This is a genomic window from Acidovorax sp. (assembly GCF_046291265.1).
Taxonomy (GTDB): Bacteria; Pseudomonadota; Gammaproteobacteria; order Burkholderiales; family Burkholderiaceae_C; genus Acidovorax.
This window is the reverse complement of the sequence record NZ_JBKBTV010000007.1, coordinates 75,942-92,900: the sequence shown is the minus strand read 5'-3', so window position 1 is coordinate 92,900 and position 16,959 is coordinate 75,942. Positions and strand designations below refer to the sequence as shown.

Annotated in this window: 15 protein-coding genes; 13 read left to right on the top strand and 2 right to left on the bottom strand. The window is 61.3% G+C overall.

The features are described from left to right. Window positions 1-6 precede the first annotated feature (6 nt). The 6 genes from ACK41V_RS04725 (at window position 7) to ACK41V_RS04700 (ending at window position 7,119) form a co-directional block, all read left to right on the top strand. Window positions 7-780 (top strand): TrmH family RNA methyltransferase, encoded by a 774-nt coding sequence (locus ACK41V_RS04725; RefSeq protein ID WP_409778536.1) that lies wholly within the window; start codon window positions 7-9, stop codon window positions 778-780. A 322-nt stretch (window positions 781-1,102) separates the two neighbouring features. Next, complete coding sequence (gene carA, locus ACK41V_RS04720; protein WP_409778533.1) at window positions 1,103-2,275, top strand: glutamine-hydrolyzing carbamoyl-phosphate synthase small subunit; 1,173 nt, start codon at window positions 1,103-1,105, stop codon at window positions 2,273-2,275. Between the two features lie 20 nt (window positions 2,276-2,295). Then, a complete protein-coding gene (locus ACK41V_RS04715) occupies window positions 2,296-2,721 on the top strand; it encodes a hypothetical protein (RefSeq protein WP_409778530.1) in 426 nt (141 codons plus the stop codon). Between the two features lie 10 nt (window positions 2,722-2,731). Beyond that, on the top strand, window positions 2,732-5,998 hold the full coding sequence (gene carB / locus ACK41V_RS04710; protein ID WP_409778527.1) for a carbamoyl-phosphate synthase large subunit: 3,267 nt from the start codon (window positions 2,732-2,734) through the stop codon (window positions 5,996-5,998). A 174-nt stretch (window positions 5,999-6,172) separates the two neighbouring features. Further along, window positions 6,173-6,649: a transcription elongation factor GreA gene (gene greA, locus ACK41V_RS04705; RefSeq protein WP_409778524.1), complete on the top strand. Its 477-nt coding sequence runs from the start codon at window positions 6,173-6,175 to the stop codon at window positions 6,647-6,649. A 14-nt stretch (window positions 6,650-6,663) separates the two neighbouring features. Then, window positions 6,664-7,119 (top strand): DUF4149 domain-containing protein, encoded by a 456-nt coding sequence (locus tag ACK41V_RS04700; RefSeq protein WP_409778521.1) that lies wholly within the window; start codon window positions 6,664-6,666, stop codon window positions 7,117-7,119. Window positions 7,120-7,183: 64 nt separating this feature from the next. Here ACK41V_RS04700 and ACK41V_RS04695 read toward each other — a convergent pair whose 3' ends face one another. Then, entirely contained in the window at window positions 7,184-7,942 is a 759-nt protein-coding gene (locus ACK41V_RS04695; RefSeq protein ID WP_409778518.1) for a glycosyltransferase, read from the bottom strand. Continuing rightward, window positions 7,942-8,418, bottom strand: a complete 477-nt coding sequence (locus tag ACK41V_RS04690) for a YhbY family RNA-binding protein (protein ID WP_409778515.1) — start codon at window positions 8,416-8,418, stop codon at window positions 7,942-7,944. Before ACK41V_RS04690 ends, ACK41V_RS04695 begins: the two co-directional genes overlap by 1 nt. 33 nt (window positions 8,419-8,451) lie before the next feature. Between ACK41V_RS04690 and ACK41V_RS04685 the strand changes: the two genes are divergently transcribed. From ACK41V_RS04685 to ACK41V_RS04655, 7 genes are all read left to right on the top strand, one after another. Then, the gene (locus ACK41V_RS04685; protein ID WP_409778512.1) at window positions 8,452-9,117 is read left to right on the top strand and encodes an RlmE family RNA methyltransferase; all 666 of its coding nucleotides are present in this window, start codon (window positions 8,452-8,454) and stop codon (window positions 9,115-9,117) included. A gap of 171 nt (window positions 9,118-9,288) precedes the next feature. After that, entirely contained in the window at window positions 9,289-11,211 is a 1,923-nt protein-coding gene (gene ftsH / locus ACK41V_RS04680) for an ATP-dependent zinc metalloprotease FtsH (protein ID WP_409778510.1), read from the top strand. Between the two features lie 168 nt (window positions 11,212-11,379). Beyond that, window positions 11,380-12,222, top strand: a complete 843-nt coding sequence (folP, locus tag ACK41V_RS04675; RefSeq protein ID WP_409778507.1) for a dihydropteroate synthase — start codon at window positions 11,380-11,382, stop codon at window positions 12,220-12,222. 140 nt (window positions 12,223-12,362) lie between these two features. Further along, the gene (glmM, locus tag ACK41V_RS04670; RefSeq protein WP_409778504.1) at window positions 12,363-13,697 is read left to right on the top strand and encodes a phosphoglucosamine mutase; all 1,335 of its coding nucleotides are present in this window, start codon (window positions 12,363-12,365) and stop codon (window positions 13,695-13,697) included. A gap of 101 nt (window positions 13,698-13,798) precedes the next feature. Next, window positions 13,799-14,329, top strand: a complete 531-nt coding sequence (locus ACK41V_RS04665) for a GNAT family N-acetyltransferase (protein ID WP_409778501.1) — start codon at window positions 13,799-13,801, stop codon at window positions 14,327-14,329. Window positions 14,330-14,532: 203 nt separating this feature from the next. Next, window positions 14,533-15,564 carry an amino acid ABC transporter substrate-binding protein gene (locus ACK41V_RS04660; RefSeq protein WP_409778498.1) on the top strand — a complete coding sequence of 344 codons (1,032 nt, stop codon included), beginning with the start codon at window positions 14,533-14,535 and terminating at the stop codon, window positions 15,562-15,564. Between the two features lie 212 nt (window positions 15,565-15,776). Continuing rightward, window positions 15,777-16,955: an amino acid ABC transporter permease gene (locus tag ACK41V_RS04655; RefSeq protein ID WP_409778495.1), complete on the top strand. Its 1,179-nt coding sequence runs from the start codon at window positions 15,777-15,779 to the stop codon at window positions 16,953-16,955. Window positions 16,956-16,959: the final 4 nt, after the last annotated feature.

Sequence of the window (16,959 nt, the reverse complement as noted above, 5' to 3'; positions counted from 1 at the left end):
CCTCCGATGACTTCTTCGCTTGTCACCGCCATTCATTCGCGGGAGAACCCTTTCGTGAAAGACTTGCGCCGCTTGGCGCAAGACACGACGGCCTACCGAAAACAAGGGCGTGTCTGGCTGGAGGGTGATCATCTGTGCCGCGCAGCAATGGCCCGCGGGCTGCGTCCTGCCATTTCAGTTTTTTCAGAGTCTTTTTGGCCTCTAGCGCAGGTGGAATATGCGCGAGCAGCTACTAAAGTAATAGTGCTGGCGGATGCACTGTTTGGGGACATCAGCGGCCTGGAATCCCCCGCCCGCATGGGATTTGTTCTCGACATGCCAGAACCCGTCCTGTTGCAATCCGATGTGGGCACCGTGGTGCTGGATCGGGTGCAGGATGCAGGCAATGTGGGCTCCATCCTGCGCAGCGCGTCTGCCTTTGGGTTTCGTCAGGTGGTCGCCATCAAAGGCAGTGCGGCGCTCTGGTCGCCCAAAGTCCTGCGCGCGGGCATGGGAGCGCATTTCGCACTGGATTTGATAGAAGGCGTTGCTGAAGATGATTTGCAGGCATTGCAGCTGCCCATGCTGGTGACCAGCTCGCATGCCGGTGAGTTTTTGCACCGTGCCGCATTGCCCTGGCCCTGCGCCTGGGTCATGGGGCACGAGGGGCAGGGCGTTTCCGCCACCTTGGAAGACCGGGCTGCAATGCGGATTCGGATCGCCCAACCTGGCGGTGAGGAGTCGTTGAATGTGGCCGCAGCAGCGGCGATTTGCCTGCACCAGAGTGGGGCAGGGCGGTAGAAAGCCGAGTCAACGTCCCAAGCCCTGAATGCGCTCCAACCGCTATGGAAGACGCCGGGCTCAGGCTCCGAGACTTTTATCCTCAATAGCTGCCCTGTCGACGGTGGTTTTGGACGGCACGCCTCAGGCTTCGGCAACTTGTCGTCCGGTTTGATGGGGCTAAATGGCCGAGGGGTATAATCGGGGGCTTTTCTCGCAACAGCGTCGCCCGACCGCACCCAAAGCAATAATCCATCTGAGAGCAGCCGCTGGCACTCGATTGCAAACATCATTTGCAAGCGGCCTGCAGGCGCCGGGCGACCGTAACCATCCGGAGAACCCAGTGCTTTTGTCTCTACAGGGAACCTTCCCGCCCGCCATCCTGGCGCTCGCAGACGGCACGGTCTTTATCGGCAATTCGATTGGTGCCACCGGCACCACCGTCGGCGAAGTGGTGTTCAACACCTCCATCACCGGCTACCAGGAAATCCTCACCGACCCGAGCTATTGCCAGCAGATCGTGACGCTCACGTATCCGCACATCGGCAACTACGGTGTCAATGCTGAGGATGTCGAAGCCGACAAGATCCACGCCGCTGGCCTGATCATCAAAGATCTGCCTTTGATCGCCAGCAATTTCCGCTCAACCGAAACGCTCTCGCAATATCTTGTGCGCGAAAAAACGGTTGCTATCGCCAACATTGACACCCGCAAGTTGACCCGCCTGTTGCGCAGCAAAGGCGCGCAAAATGGTGCCATCGTGGGCTTGGCAGCAGGGCAGGCAGTGACGCAGGCGCTGGTTGATGAGGCCATCGCCAAAGCCAAAGCAGCTCCCAACATGGCTGGTTTGGATCTTGCCAAGGTGGTGAGCACGGCTGAGCGCTATGACTGGACCCAGACTGAGTGGAAGCTGGGTGCTGGGTACGGCGAACTGGCCGAACCGCAATTCCATGTAGTGGCCTACGACTTTGGGGTGAAGAAGAACATCCTGCGCATGCTGGCAGAGCGTGGCTGCAAGGTCACCGTAGTGCCTGCGAAAACGCCCGCTGCTGATGTGTTGGCGCTCAAGCCCGATGGGGTGTTTCTGTCCAACGGCCCTGGCGACCCAGAGCCCTGTGACTACGCCATCGACGCCACGCGCACCATCGTGGACAGCGGCATGCCGACGTTTGGTATCTGCCTGGGCCACCAGATCATGGCTTTGGCTGCTGGTGCCAAGACGTTCAAGATGACCCATAGCCACCACGGTGCCAACCACCCCGTGAAGGATCTGGACACGGGCCGCGTCAGCATCACCAGCCAGAACCACGGGTTTGCCGTGGACATGGATTCGTTGCCCGCCAATCTGCGTGCCACCCATGTGAGCCTTTTCGACGGAACCCTGCAAGGCCTTGTGCACATCGACAAGCCAGCGTTCTGCTTCCAGGGTCACCCCGAGGCATCGCCCGGGCCGCATGACATTGGCTATCTTTTCGAGCGCTTCACCGACGCCATGCGCGCCGCCAAAGCCCGTTAAGCCCCCGCAGGAGCCGTGCCATGAAACTGTTCAGCTTCCCCGCCGCATCGCTGGAAAAAGCGATCTTCAAGCGAGTTCTGACCTTGCCATCGCCCCATCGGGAATGGTTTGCCGAGCGTTGGCAGCAAAAGCCCTACAAAAAAGCCTTCATCGACAACAAGGCGATGCCGCTGGTCACCCTGGTGGCCAAGGGCAAGACGCTGGATGATGCCGAATTTGACGAGCTGCTGCAGGAATGGGAAGTCACGTTTTATGACGCGGAAGAAGAAGTTCTCCGCCCGCTGATCCAAGGCGACGGTCTGCTGCAGCTGATGCAAAAGAACCTTCCTCCTGCTCGGGTTCAGGCGCTGCTTGCCAAGCTGACCGAGCGGCGCGCACCCGCTTCAGATATGGCCGCTCTGACCCCGACTCCCAGCCCCCAGGCAGCCGAACCTACGATCAAATGATCGACGCAACATGCCAAAACGTACAGACATCAAAAGCATCCTCATCATTGGCGCTGGCCCGATCATCATCGGCCAGGCCTGCGAGTTCGACTACTCCGGCGTACAGGCCTGCAAGGCCCTGCGCGAAGAGGGCTACAAGGTCATCCTGATCAACAGCAACCCCGCGACGATCATGACCGACCCGGCCACGGCCGACGTGACCTACATCGAGCCCATCACCTGGCAGACGGTCGAGAAGATCATCGCCAAAGAGCGCCCCGACGCCATCCTGCCGACCATGGGTGGCCAGACGGCGCTCAACTGCGCCCTGGACCTGTGGCACCACGGCGTGCTCGACAAGTACAAGGTCGAGCTCATCGGCGCCACGCCCGAGGCCATCGACAAGGCCGAAGACCGCCTGAAGTTCAAGGACGCGATGACCAAGATCGGCCTGGGCTCGGCGCGCTCGGGCATCGCCCACAGCATGGAAGAGGCCTGGGGCGTGCAAAAGCAGGTGGGCTTTCCCACCGTGATCCGCCCCAGCTTCACGCTGGGCGGCACGGGCGGCGGCATCGCCTACAACCCCGAAGAGTTCGAGACCATCTGCAAGCGCGGCCTGGAAGCCTCGCCCACCAACGAGCTACTGATCGAAGAGTCGCTGCTCGGCTGGAAGGAGTACGAGATGGAAGTGGTGCGCGACAAGGCGGACAACTGCATCATCATCTGCTCCATCGAGAACCTGGACCCGATGGGCGTGCACACCGGCGACTCGATCACCGTGGCGCCCGCGCAGACGCTGACCGACAAGGAATACCAGATCATGCGCAACGCCTCGCTGGCGGTGCTGCGCGAGATCGGGGTGGACACGGGCGGCTCCAACGTGCAGTTCTCGATCAACCCCCAGGACGGCCGCATGGTCGTGATCGAGATGAACCCGCGCGTTTCGCGCTCCTCGGCGCTGGCCTCCAAGGCCACGGGTTTCCCCATCGCCAAGGTCGCTGCCAAGCTGGCCGTGGGCTACACGCTCGACGAGCTGCGCAACGAGATCACGGGCGGCGTCACACCGGCCTCGTTCGAACCGTCCATCGACTACGTGGTCACCAAGATCCCGCGTTTCGCGTTCGAGAAGTTCCCGACCGCCGACAGCCGCCTGACCACGCAGATGAAGTCCGTGGGTGAAGTGATGGCCATGGGCCGCACCTTCCAGGAATCCTTCCAGAAAGCCCTGCGCGGCCTGGAAGTGGGCGTGGACGGCATGAACGAGAAGACCCAGGACCGTGAAGTGCTCGAAAAGGAACTGGGCGAGCCCGGCCCCGAGCGCATCTGGTACGTGGGCGATGCCTTTGCGATGGGCCTGTCGGTGGACGAAGTGTTCGAGCTGACCAAGATCGACCGCTGGTTCCTGGTGCAGATCGAGCAGATCGTGAAGATCGAACTCGACATCGACAAGCTGGCCGCTGAAAAGGGCGAGGGCGCCCTGGCGGCGCTCGATGCTGGCACCTTGCTCACGCTCAAGCAAAAGGGCTTCTCCGACCGCCGCTTGGCCAAGCTGCTCAAGACCACGGAAAAGGCTGTGCGCGAAGCGCGCCGCGCACTCAAGGTGCGTCCCGTGTACAAGCGCGTGGACACCTGCGCGGCCGAGTTCGCTACCGACACGGCGTACCTGTATTCCACCTACGAAGCTGCCACCTATGGGGGCGTCGCCGAATGCGAGGCAGAGCCGACCAGCAACAAGAAGATCATGGTGCTCGGCGGTGGCCCCAACCGCATCGGCCAGGGCATCGAGTTCGACTACTGCTGCGTGCACGCGGCGCTGGCGATGCGCGAGGACGGCTACGAGACCATCATGGTCAACTGCAATCCCGAGACCGTCTCCACCGACTACGACACCTCCGACCGCCTTTACTTCGAGCCCGTGACGCTCGAGGACGTGCTCGAAATCGTGGACAAGGAAAAGCCGGTCGGCGTGATCGTGCAGTACGGCGGCCAGACGCCCTTGAAGCTGGCCCTGGGCCTCGAAGCCGAAGGCGTGCCCATCATCGGTACCAGCCCCGACATGATCGATGCGGCCGAAGACCGCGAGCGCTTCCAGAAGCTGCTGGGTGAGCTGGGCCTGCGCCAGCCGCCCAACGCCACGGCGCGTACCGAGCCCGAGGCCCTGGAAAAGGCCGCCGCCCTGGGCTACCCGCTGGTGGTGCGCCCCAGTTACGTGCTGGGCGGCCGCGCGATGGAAATCGTGCACGAGCAGCGTGACCTGGAGCGCTACATGCGCGAAGCCGTCAAGGTGAGCAACGACTCGCCTGTGCTGCTGGACCGCTTCCTGAGCAACGCCATCGAGTGCGACGTGGACTGCGTGCGCGACTCCGCGGGCGTCACCTTCATCGGTGGCGTGATGGAGCACATCGAACAGGCCGGCGTGCACAGCGGTGACTCCGCCTGCTCGCTGCCCCCGTACTACCTGTCGCAGCCCACCATCGACGAGATCAAGCGCCAGACCGCCGCCATGGCCGACGGCCTGAGCGTGGTGGGCCTGATGAACGTGCAGTTCGCCATCCAGGAAGTCGATGGCAAGGACGTGATCTACGTGCTCGAAGTGAACCCCCGCGCCTCGCGCACGGTGCCCTTCGTGAGCAAGGCCACGGGCATCCAACTGGCCAAGGTGGCGGCACGCTGCATGGCCGGCCAGACGCTGGCCTCGCAGGGCATCACCAAGGAAGTGACGCCGCCGTACTTCAGCGTGAAGGAGGCCGTGTTCCCCTTCGTGAAGTTCCCCGGCGTGGACACCATCCTCGGCCCCGAGATGAAGTCCACCGGCGAAGTCATGGGCGTGGGCAAGACCTTCGGCGAAGCCTTTGTGAAGAGCCAGCTCGGCGCGGGCACCAAGCTGCCCACCTCGGGCAAGGTGTTCCTCACCGTGAAGAACGCCGACAAGCCGCGCGCCGTCGACATCGCACGCCAGCTCGTGGCCCTGGGCTTCGAGCTCGTGGCCACCAAGGGCACGGCAGCGGCCATCGAAGCGGCCAGCGTGCCGGTCAAGGTGGTCAACAAGGTGACCGAAGGCCGCCCGCACATCGTGGACATGATCAAGAACAACGAGATCGTGATGGTCATCAACACCGTGGAAGAGCGCCGCAACGCGATCGCCGATTCACGCGCCATCCGCACCTCGTCGCTGCTGGCCCGGGTGACCACCTTCACCACCATCTTCGGCGCCGAAGCGGCCGTGGAAGGCATGAAGTACCTCGACAACCTGGACGTGTACTCGGTGCAGGAGCTGCATGCCCAACTGGTGGCGTAAGCACCGGTAAAGGCGGCATAATCTTCGCTTGAACAGACACCGCCGCGCGGCAACGCGCGGCGGTTTCCTTTTGTAGGGTCGTGAATACCTTGCTGGCAGTAAGCCATGCAGGTGGACCCAACGGTGGCAGCACTTTGGCGCTGCTGCTGTCCTGATTTATGGAGACTGATAACCATGGCCACCATTCCCATTACCAAGCGCGGCGCTGAAAAACTCAAGGAAGAGCTTCACCGTCTCAAGACCGTGGAGCGTCCTGCTGTCATCACGGCAATTGCCGAAGCGCGCGCACAGGGCGATCTGAGTGAGAACGCCGACTACGACGCGGCTAAAGATCGCCAGGGTTTTATTGAAGGGCGTATTCAGGAGATTGAGGGCAAGCTGTCTGTGGCGCAGGTGATTGACCCAAGCGGCGTGGACGGTGGTGGCAAAGTCGTTTTTGGCGCGACGGTTGAATTGGAAGATGCCAAATCCGGCGAAACCGTGACGTACCAGATCGTGGGCGAGGATGAGGCGGACCTGAAGCAGGGCCTTATCAATATTTCCAGCCCCATCGCCCGCGCCTTGATCGGCAAGGAAGAAGGTGACACCGCTGAGGTGCAAGCCCCTGGCGGCGTCCGCCGCTACGAAGTCGTGGCGGTCAGCTACCTTTGAACCACGAGCCGGGCATGCGCCACCGTCTGCCAGCCTTGATTGCTGCCCTTTGGTGGGGTAGCTTGACCACCACCGGTTTTTTGGTGGTGCCTCTTCTGTTCGCCCACCTGCCTTCGCCCGCCTTGGCAGGTTTCATGGCGGCCAAACTGTTTGCTGCGCAAACCTGGGTGGCCGCGGCGTGTTGTCTTGGGCTTTTGTTGATTTCCAAGCCAAAATACGCTCTAGCGCAGGACCCGTGGGCGCAGGCTGCTATGGTTTTTATACTGGGTGGGTTGCTGTTGGCATTGCTTACCCAGTTTGGCGTGGCACCGCGCATCGTGGCGAGGCAAGACCTGCGCTTGTGGCACAGCGTTGGTACCGTGATGTATGGGCTGCAGTGGTGCTGTGCGCTGGCGGTTCTCTGGCGCACGCTGCACCACGATCCATCGCAAAGCGTCGAATTCGAAACTGAATCCGAGCCAGCCAATTGATGGGGCTACAAGGGACATATGGGGCCAGGCGCGTTTTGTGGCGGTGCTGCTGTTCTGCGCCGCTCTATTCGTGCCAATGCTCTGCGACCCATGTCGCCGGTCGGATGTAGCGAAAGCGGCGATTGCGGCGTCCGGCCAAGGCATCTGGTGGATTGCATTCCCCGTGGAAAATCACGATACGGGCATCCACGGGCACAAACGGCCGCCGCCAATAGTTGGTGGGCCAGCGCGGTATCCCGTGGTATTTGAAGCTTGGGCACCAGGTTTCAGGCCAGTACTGCAGTTTGCCTTGCTTGTGCAAAAAGTCGGACAGGTAGGCTTGCTCATTGCGAAACTGTGCGCGGATTTCGGCGAAATTGCCCCGAAAGTGCTCCAGTACGTCGGGATGGGCACCCAACTCAAACCGATAAACCGATGAGTTTCCGGTGACGCGCCATGGTCGCTTGTAGTCGTGGATGATCAGGAACTCACCGGGCTCAGTAAAAAATCCATCCAAGCTGCCGGTGATGACTACGTCGACATCCAAAAACAAGGCCGTGCCAGTCAGACCGTGCAGGTCGGCGCTGAAAGTTGCCAGCTTGGTCCAGCCGCGCTCGGGGATGCCGGGCGGAAGATCAAGGGCAGGAATGGGCAGGCAGCTCACTTCGCTACGGATACCCGTGCTGTCATCAGTCAGGCAGACAAAATGGAAATCGCCAGTCAGATGCCGGCGTACCATGGCGTAGAGCCGGTTGACATACTCGGGGCCGTACTTTGTGCCCCACTTCATGCACAGGATGTGGCGAGTGCGGGCCGTGCTGGCGGGGGCTGCCGCTGGAGCCATCAGTCCGCCTGGCGCTTCTTGATGGACTTGAGCTTGGGCTTCTTGGCCCGCTTGACTTGGCCGCCGGGCGTCAGGCGCTGGTTACCGAGCACGCGCAGCTGTTTGACCTCGGGGCGCTGGCCGGCGCGCTTGCTGTATTTGAGCACCTTGACGTCGCGCGGGCCTGGCATGCGGTCTTCGTCCACGGTGCGTTCCTTGATCGGCTGGGGGCGCCACAGCACCAGCAGTTTGCCGATATGTTGGATAGGTGCAGCGCTGAGTTCCGAGGTGAGCTGCTGGTACATCAGCTCACGGGCGGCACGATCATCATTGAATACGCGCACCTTGATCAATCCGTGGGCGTTCAAGGCAGCGTCGATTTCCTTTTGGACGGCGGGAGTCAGTCCATCGCCGCCGACCATGACCACGGGGTCGAGATGATGGGCGTTGGCGCGTTGTTCCCGGCGCTCTGCGGGAGTCAGTTGAATTTGGGGCATGGGCCGTATTATCGAGGCAGGAAGAAAGAATTAATGAAAGTCAAAACCCAAAGCAAGAAGGTCAACAAAGCGTGGCTGAACGACCACGTCAACGACACCTATGTCAAGTTGGCCCAAAAAGAGGGTTTTCGAGCCCGTGCGGCCTACAAGCTCAAGGAAATCGACGAACAGCTGGGACTCATCAAACCCGGCTACACCGTGGTGGATTTAGGGTCTACCCCAGGCGCCTGGAGTCAATACCTGCGCAGGCGCATGTCACCAGCAGGTGCTGCGGCGGGTCAGCTCAATGGAACCATCATCGCCTTGGACATGATTCCCATGGAGCCCATTGAGGGCGTCACGTACCTCCATGGTGACTTTCGTGAGGCGGAGGTTCTGGAGCGTTTGGAGGCGGCGCTCGGCAGCAAGGGGGTGGATGTCGTTGTGTCGGACATGGCGCCCAACTTGTCCGGTATTGAATCGGCCGATGCTGCGCGGATTGCCCATCTGGTCGAGTTGGCGGTTGAATTTGCTTGCAACCATTTGAAACCGGATGGTGCCCTTGTCGTCAAACTCTTCCACGGTAGCGGGTACTCCGATCTGGTGACGCTTTTCAAGCAGACCTTCAAAGTGGTGAAACCCGTGAAGCCCAAGGCCTCGCGCGACAAATCTTCGGAGACTTTTTTGGTGGGCATGGGGCTCAAAAAACAGCCGCAATAGGCTTGCTAATGGTCAAGATTCCGTGAAATACGGCGGCAAAGTCCGTGTTGATTCCATGGCCGATAGGGGGAATAGGGGTAGCCCCATGGCTTGAAAGACCTAAAATGGGCCGCACATGCGTGCCATGACGGCAGTGTGTCCGTTTTCTGTTTTCCGCAACTGGAGCCCCGCTTGAACAATCAGTGGTTTTCAAAAATTGCCGTGTGGCTGGTCATTGCCATGGTGCTGTTCACGGTGTTCAAACAGTTTGACACCCGTGCCGGAGCCAGCGCAGGCCACGTCGGCTACTCGGAATTCCTGGAGGAAGTCCGCAGCAACCGCATCAAGAGCGCAACCATCCAGGAAGGCCAGGGCGGCACCGAGATCGTGGCTGTCACTAACGACGACCGCAAGATCCGTACGACCGCTACCTACCTGGACCGTGGCCTTGTGGGCGATCTGATCAACAACAACGTCAAGTTTGACGTCAAGCCCCGCGAAGAAGGCTCCCTGCTCATGACCTTGCTGGTCAGCTGGGGCCCGATGCTGCTGCTGATTGGCGTATGGGTGTACTTCATGCGCCAGATGCAGGGCGGAGGCAAGGGCGGTGCCTTCAGCTTCGGCAAAAGCAAGGCGCGCATGCTGGATGAAAACACCAACCAGGTGACGTTTGCCGATGTGGCAGGCTGTGACGAGGCAAAAGAAGAAGTGAAGGAAGTCGTGGACTTCCTGAAAGACCCCCAGAAATTCCAGAAGCTTGGTGGTCGCATTCCTCGGGGTTTGCTGCTTGTTGGCCCTCCCGGCACTGGCAAGACCTTGCTGGCCAAGTCCATTGCGGGCGAAGCCAAGGTACCGTTCTTCAGTATCTCTGGCTCAGACTTTGTGGAAATGTTCGTCGGCGTGGGCGCGGCCCGTGTACGCGACATGTTCGACAACGCCAAGAAGAACGCACCCTGCATCATCTTTATCGACGAAATTGACGCTGTAGGCCGTCAGCGTGGCGCAGGCCTCGGTGGTGGCAATGACGAGCGCGAGCAGACCCTGAACCAGATGCTGGTCGAGATGGACGGTTTTGAGACCAACCTGGGTGTGATCGTGGTGGCTGCTACCAATCGCCCCGACATTCTTGATGCCGCTCTGCTGCGCCCTGGCCGTTTTGACCGCCAGGTGTACGTGACGCTGCCTGACATTCGTGGTCGCGAACAGATCCTGAACGTGCACATGCGCAAGATCCCGGTGGGTCAGGACGTCGCACCCAACATCATTGCCCGGGGTACGCCCGGCATGAGCGGTGCCGATTTGGCTAACCTTTGCAACGAAGCTGCCCTGATGGCTGCCCGCCGCAATGCGCGCACCGTGGAGATGCAAGACTTCGAAAAGGCCAAGGACAAGATCCTGATGGGCCCCGAACGCAAGAGCATGGTCATGCCTGAGGAAGAGCGCCGCAACACGGCGTACCACGAGTCCGGCCACGCGCTCATCGGCAAGCTGTTGCCCAAGTGCGACCCTGTGCACAAGGTCACCATCATTCCCCGCGGCCGTGCCCTGGGCGTGACGATGAGCCTGCCCGCGCAGGACCGCTACAGCTATGACCGCGAATACATGCTCAACCAGATCAGCATGCTGTTTGGTGGTCGCATTGCCGAAGAAGTGTTCATGAACCAGATGACCACCGGTGCCAGCAACGACTTCGAACGGGCAACGCACATTGCGCGTGACATGGTCACCCGCTACGGCATGACGGACGCCCTGGGCCCCATGGTCTATGCAGAAAACGAAGGCGAAGTCTTCCTGGGCCGCTCGGTGACCAAAACCACCACCATGAGCGAGCAGACCATGGAAAAGGTGGACATGGAAGTTCGCCGCATCATCGACGAGCAGTACAACCTGGCTCGTGGCCTGATCGAACAGAACAGCGACAAGATGCACGCCATGGCGAAAGCCCTGCTTGAATGGGAAACCATCGATACAGAGCAGCTGGATGACATCATGGCCGGCAAGGAGCCCCGTCCTCCCAAGGACTGGACACCGCGCACGCCCCCCTCCTCGGGCGGTGACAACTCCAGCGGCGGTACGCCTGCGGTGGCAACGGACCCCGCACCCACGGCTGCTTGAAGGCCGACAGGGTAAAAGCCGTTCCAGCGGGGCCTTGTGCCCCGTTTTTCATGGGCGTGTGTGGTTGGTGATCGGTTAGTTAGTCGGCTGGTCGATGGCCACTGGTCGTTGTCTTTTTCTCTGCTCCCATGCTCTTTACTGGAGCTTTTGGCACCTTTCATTGCATTCATGATCTGGCAGACCGCTCGTTTTTCCATTGACCTGACGCGCCCCAGAGTCATGGGCATCGTCAATGTCACGCCGGATTCGTTTTCGGACGGCGGACGCCATGGCTCTTCGATGGGCGCTCTACGCCATTGCGAACAACTGCTGAAGGAAGGTGCCGACATTCTGGACATTGGCGGTGAATCCACCCGCCCTGGAAGTCCGGCGGTGTCGCTCGAAAACGAGCTGGCGCGTGTGGTCCCCTTGGTCCGCGACGCCGTCACGCTGGGTGTGCCCATTTCAGTAGATACCTACAAGCCCGAGGTCATGCAAGCTGTCCTGGACCTGGGTGCAGACATCGTCAATGACATCTGGGCGCTGCGTCAGCCAGGGGCCGCGGCGGTCGTTGCGGCGCATCCGCGGTGTGGGGTGTGCCTGATGCACATGCACCGAGATCCTCAGACCATGCAAGTGGCGCCTATGGCGGGAGATGTAGTCACTGAAGTGCTATCTTTTTTAGAGCTATCAGCGCTTGAACTGCAAGCGCTAGGGGTCGAAAAGGCTCGAATTGTTCTGGACCCGGGCATTGGGTTTGGCAAAACAGTCGAGCAGAACTTTGAGCTATTGGCCAAGCAGGCTGCGCTGAAGTCTGTCGGCTACCCTTTGCTGGCTGGGTGGTCTCGCAAGTCTTCTCTGGGTGCCGTGACGGGGCTTGATGTTGACCATCGCATGGTGCCCAGCGTGGCGGCGGCTGTGCTTGCCGTGGAGCGCGGTGCTTCCATCGTGCGGGTGCACGATGTGCGCGAGACGGTGGCGGCTCTGGCCGTGTGGATGGCCATGCAGCGTGCGGATGGACCGACTCACTGACCCACTGACCCACTGACCGACCGAATGTTTGCTGTTTGGAATTCTTGACAATTGATCTGACGTTTTGACCCCCATGCATCGACGGCACCCTCCGGTGACCCGCAACAAACAACGAAAATGACACGAGGAGGCGCTACAACATGACACGTCAGTATTTTGGAACCGATGGCATTCGCGGCACGGTGGGGCAGCCGCCCATCACGCCAGATTTTGTTTTGCGACTGGCCCATGCCGTCGGCCGCGTTTTGCGCCGCACCGAGGACCGTCCCACGGTGCTGATTGGCAAAGACACGCGCATTTCGGGCTACATGCTGGAGAGCGCGCTGGAGTCTGGCTTCAACTCTGCGGGGGTCGATGTGGTGTTGCTGGGCCCATTGCCCACACCGGGGGTGGCCTACCTGACACGTGCGCAGCGTGCCAGCTTGGGGGTCGTCATCAGCGCCAGCCACAACCCTTTCCCCGACAACGGCATCAAGTTCTTCAGCGCGCAAGGCACCAAGTTGCCCGATGCGTGGGAGCTTGCGGTAGAGGCCGCATTGAGCGAACCCCCTGTGTGGGCCGACTCGGCCAGCCTGGGCAAAGCGCGGCGCCTGGACGATGCGGCGGGCCGCTACATTGAATTTTGCAAGAGCACCTTTCCGCACGACCTGACCTTGAAAGGGCTCAAGATTGTGGTGGACGCTGCGCATGGTGCGGCCTACCAGGTGGCGCCAAAGGTGTTCCATGAGCTGGGCGCCGAGGTGTTGTCGATAGGGTGTGCGCCGGACGGCCTCAACATCAACCACGAAGTCGGTGCCACACACCCCGACGCGCTCGTGCGGGCGGTGCGCGCCAACCACGCGGATTTCGGCATTGCCCTGGATGGTGATGCAGACCGTTTGCAGGTGGTTGATGCCGCCGGGCGCCTGTACAACGGTGATGAGCTGCTGTACCTCATGGCGTCCGACCGCATGGGGCGCGACGAGCACGTGCCGGGTGTTGTGGGCACGCTGATGACCAACATGGCGGTAGAAGTGGCGCTTCAGGCGCGCGGCGTGAAATTTGTGCGCGCCAAGGTGGGCGACCGCTATGTGCTCGAAGAACTCGCGCGCCACCAGTGGGTGTTGGGCGGAGAAGGGTCGGGCCACCTGCTGGCCCTGGACCGCCACACCACGGGCGATGGCCTGGTGAGTGCTCTGCAGGTGCTGCAAGCCTGTGTGCGCAGCGGCCGCACGTTGGCGCAACTGTTGGCAGAGATCACGTTGTACCCACAGGTGCTGCTGAATGTGCGGCTGCCCCCGGGGCAAGATTGGAAGTCCAACCGCGTGTTGGCCGATACCACCCAAGCCGTCGAAAAGGAACTCGGCACATCGGGCCGGGTGCTGATTCGCGCCAGTGGCACCGAGCCGTTGCTGCGGGTGATGGTGGAGGCGCGCGACGCGCAAGTGGCCAGCACCTGTGCGCAGCGGTTGGCAGACGCGGCCCGGGCGGGCTGACGGGCCAGCGCTTTCTGGCTTCTGGTCGAGTCCTCCGGCGCATCCATGGAGCACCCAGACGGGATAGGCTCGATATTTCAACCACTCAGTCCAAGTCCTGTATGCCTCTCAACGCCGACCACGCCAACGTGACCATTCGCCGTGTGGACTACGCCAATCCCCACGACGCAGCCGCGTTGGTCGAACTGCTGGATGGTTATGCGCAAGATGTGGCGGGCGGCGGTGAGCCTCTGCGTGTGGAAGTTAAAAAAGGCCTTGCCCAGGCGCTGCTCCAGCGCACGGACGCCTTCAGCGTGATGGCATGGGCAGAAGACGATGCGGGCGCGCCGAACCGGCCATCGCCCGTGGGCTTGGTCAACTGCTTCGAAGGCTTCTCCACCTTCGCTTGCAAACCGCTCGTCAACGTACACGACGTGGTGGTGGTGCCTGCATGGCGCGGCCACCGTATTGCGCAGCGCATGCTGCAGGTTGTAGAGGGCATTGCGCGGGAGCGTGGGGCCTGCAAGCTCACCATGGAAGTCCTGCCGGGCAACCACAGCGCACTGCGCGCCTATGCGCGCGAAGGTTTCGCGGCCTATGCGCTCGACCCGCAGATGGGGCAGGCACAGTTCTTGCAAAAATTGTTGGATTGAACTGGCTGCTGCCGCAACTCCAATCTTTGCCCACTGCGCGTAAATAGCGTGGCGCAAGGCGCACCAAGGGCTGGCAACGACCCGCGTAAACCCCGATGCCCCTTGGGGGGGCGTGTCGTTAAGGTCCGGGTTCGGCACCAAGAACGCGCATGGCAGCGGTTCAAGGTCGTGCATTCCATTCTTGTTTTTGGAGAGAACCCGTTATGAACAAATCCCCCTTCCGCATCGCAGCAGCCTGTCTGGCGACAGTTGCCGCTTTTGCGGCCGCCCCCGCGCATGCCGGCAAGACGCTGGACGGTATCAAGTCCCGTGGTCAGGTGGTATGTGGCGTCAATACCGGCCTGGCCGGGTTCTCGGCCGCAGACTCCAACGGCAAGTGGTCGGGGCTGGATGTGGATGTCTGCCGCGCAGTGGCTGCGGCGGTTTTGGGCGACGGGGAGAAAGTCAAATATGTGCCGCTGAACGCACAGCAGCGCTTCACGGCCCTGCAGTCGGGTGAGGTGGATGTGCTCTCGCGCAACACCACGTTCTCGCTCACGCGCGACGCATCGCTCGGCCTGCACCAAACGGCGGTCACCTACTACGACGGCCAAGGCTTCATGGTGCCCACCAAGAGCAAGATCAAAAGCGCCAAGCAGCTCAAGGGCCAGACCGTGTGCGTGCAGTCCGGCACCACCACTGAAAAGAATCTGACCGACTATTCCAAGGCCAACAACCTGGCCATCAAGCCCGTGGTGTTTGAAAAGGTAGAAGCTGCCACCGGCGCCTACTTTGCGGGCCGATGCATTGCCTACACCACCGATGCGTCGGGCCTGGCGTCGGTGCGCAACAAGGAAGCCAAAGACCCGGCAGAGCATTTGATCCTGCCCGAACTCATCTCCAAAGAGCCCCTGGGCCCCATGGTGCGCCGTGGCGATGACGAGTGGTTTGCCATCGTCAAGTGGGTGGTCTACGGCCTGATCGAAGCCGAAGAATATGGCATCACCCAAGCCAATCTGGAACAGATGAAGACCAATGCGGACCCCGTGGTGCAGCGCATCTTGGGCACCACTGAAGACACGGGCAAGCTGCTGGGCCTGGAGCGTGACTGGATGGCGCGCGCTATCAAGACCACCGGCAACTACGGTGAAATCTTTGAACGCAACGTGGGCCCCAAGTCGGCGTTGGCTCTGCCCCGCGGCCTGAACAATCAGTGGAACAAGGAAGGCCTGATGTACGCCTTCCCCATTCGCTGATCGCCGCAGAACGCTACAGCGCAACCACACAGCAGCTGTGCTGCTGTGGCAATGGATGACCCCCGCGGGCCCCTGGGCTCTGCGGGAGATGTTCAGATTTCATGATTGATTGCGAGGCTGCCCCGCCCCAGATGGGCGGAGCGCCTCGTCTGGCTGCACCTCCCGCGGAGACGGGGGAGTGTGTGGGTTCCATCGTCCTTGATTGAGCTGGCATGCCACCACCCCGCCTTCCTCCCAAAAAACGTTCCTGGTCCTGGCGCAGCCAGGCGTTCCGGGGCCTGATCTACCAAGTGCTTGCTGTGGGGCTGATTGGCCTTGTGCTCTGGTTTCTGGCCAAGAACACCATGCACAACATGCAGGTGCGCGGCATCCAGAGCGGGTTCGACTTTCTGACCCAGCCTGCGGGTTTTGACATTGGCGAAGGCCTGTACCCGTTTGACTCCAACGAGCCCTACTGGCGGGCCTTTTTGATGGGCGTGGTCAACACGCTGCGGGTCGCTGTCATCGGCATTGTGCTGACCACTCTGCTGGGCACGGCGCTTGGGGTGGGGCGGTTTTCGCGCAACGCGCTGGTGCGGGGGTTGTGCTCGGCCTATGTGGAGATGTTCCGCAACGTGCCGATCTTGCTGCAGTTGCTGACCTGGTACCTGTTGCTGACCGAAACGTTGCCCGCCAGCTACGAGCCCTGGCAGGTGGGCCCGTTTTTCCTCAGCAAGGGTGGGCTCAACTTTCCCATCCCTGTGTGGGCTACGGGCCACGGCATAGCGGCGTTGGGTTTGCTTGTGGGTTGTGTAGCCGCCTGGGGCTACCGGCGTTGGGCGGTGCGGCAGTTTGAGGCCACGGGCCGGGTGCGCAGCCTGTTCTGGACTCCCGTTGCGGTGGTGCTGGCGGGCGGCCTTCTGGGCTGGCTGGTGGGGGGCGCACCGGGGCAACTGAACATGCCGATCAAAGGCGAGTTCGCCATTGAGCACGGGGGGGCACTCACTCCCGAATTTCTGGCGGTGTTGCTGGGGCTGACGTTCTACACCTCAGCGTTTGTGGCTGAAGTGGTGCGCGCTGGCATTCAGTCGGTCTCGGGCGGGCAGGGCGAGGCCGCGGCGGCCTTGGGGCTTAACCGCGGTCAACAAATGCGGCTGGTGATGCTGCCGCAGGCCTTGCGCGTCATCATTCCTCCGTTGACCAGCCAATACCTCAACCTCACCAAAAACTCGTCATTGGCAGTGGCCATTGGCTACCCGGATGTGGTGTCCATCTCCAACACCGCGCTCAACCAGACCGGGCGAGCAGTCGAGTGCATTTCCATCGTGATGCTGGTGTACCTCAGCACGTCCCTCATCACGTCTGTGCTGATGAACTGGTACAACGCGCGCGCCGCAATCAAGGAGCGCTGACACC

What these genes read in the sequence shown, in the direction of transcription:
- ACK41V_RS04725 (WP_409778536.1), top strand. Translation starts at nt 7, where the DNA reads ATGACTTCTTCGCTTGTCACCGCCATTCATTCGCGGGAGAACCCTTTC.
- ACK41V_RS04715 (WP_409778530.1), top strand. Translation starts at nt 2,296, where the DNA reads ATGAAACTGTTCAGCTTCCCCGCCGCATCGCTGGAAAAAGCGATCTTC.
- carB (WP_409778527.1), top strand. Translation starts at nt 2,732, where the DNA reads ATGCCAAAACGTACAGACATCAAAAGCATCCTCATCATTGGCGCTGGC.
- greA (WP_409778524.1), top strand. Translation starts at nt 6,173, where the DNA reads ATGGCCACCATTCCCATTACCAAGCGCGGCGCTGAAAAACTCAAGGAA.
- ACK41V_RS04700 (WP_409778521.1), top strand. Translation starts at nt 6,664, where the DNA reads ATGCGCCACCGTCTGCCAGCCTTGATTGCTGCCCTTTGGTGGGGTAGC.
- ACK41V_RS04695 (WP_409778518.1), bottom strand. Translation starts at nt 7,942, where the DNA reads ATGGCTCCAGCGGCAGCCCCCGCCAGCACGGCCCGCACTCGCCACATC.
- ACK41V_RS04690 (WP_409778515.1), bottom strand. Translation starts at nt 8,418, where the DNA reads ATGCCCCAAATTCAACTGACTCCCGCAGAGCGCCGGGAACAACGCGCC.
- ACK41V_RS04685 (WP_409778512.1), top strand. Translation starts at nt 8,452, where the DNA reads ATGAAAGTCAAAACCCAAAGCAAGAAGGTCAACAAAGCGTGGCTGAAC.
- folP (WP_409778507.1), top strand. Translation starts at nt 11,380, where the DNA reads ATGATCTGGCAGACCGCTCGTTTTTCCATTGACCTGACGCGCCCCAGA.
- glmM (WP_409778504.1), top strand. Translation starts at nt 12,363, where the DNA reads ATGACACGTCAGTATTTTGGAACCGATGGCATTCGCGGCACGGTGGGG.
- ACK41V_RS04665 (WP_409778501.1), top strand. Translation starts at nt 13,799, where the DNA reads ATGCCTCTCAACGCCGACCACGCCAACGTGACCATTCGCCGTGTGGAC.
- ACK41V_RS04660 (WP_409778498.1), top strand. Translation starts at nt 14,533, where the DNA reads ATGAACAAATCCCCCTTCCGCATCGCAGCAGCCTGTCTGGCGACAGTT.
- ACK41V_RS04655 (WP_409778495.1), top strand. Translation starts at nt 15,777, where the DNA reads ATGCCACCACCCCGCCTTCCTCCCAAAAAACGTTCCTGGTCCTGGCGC.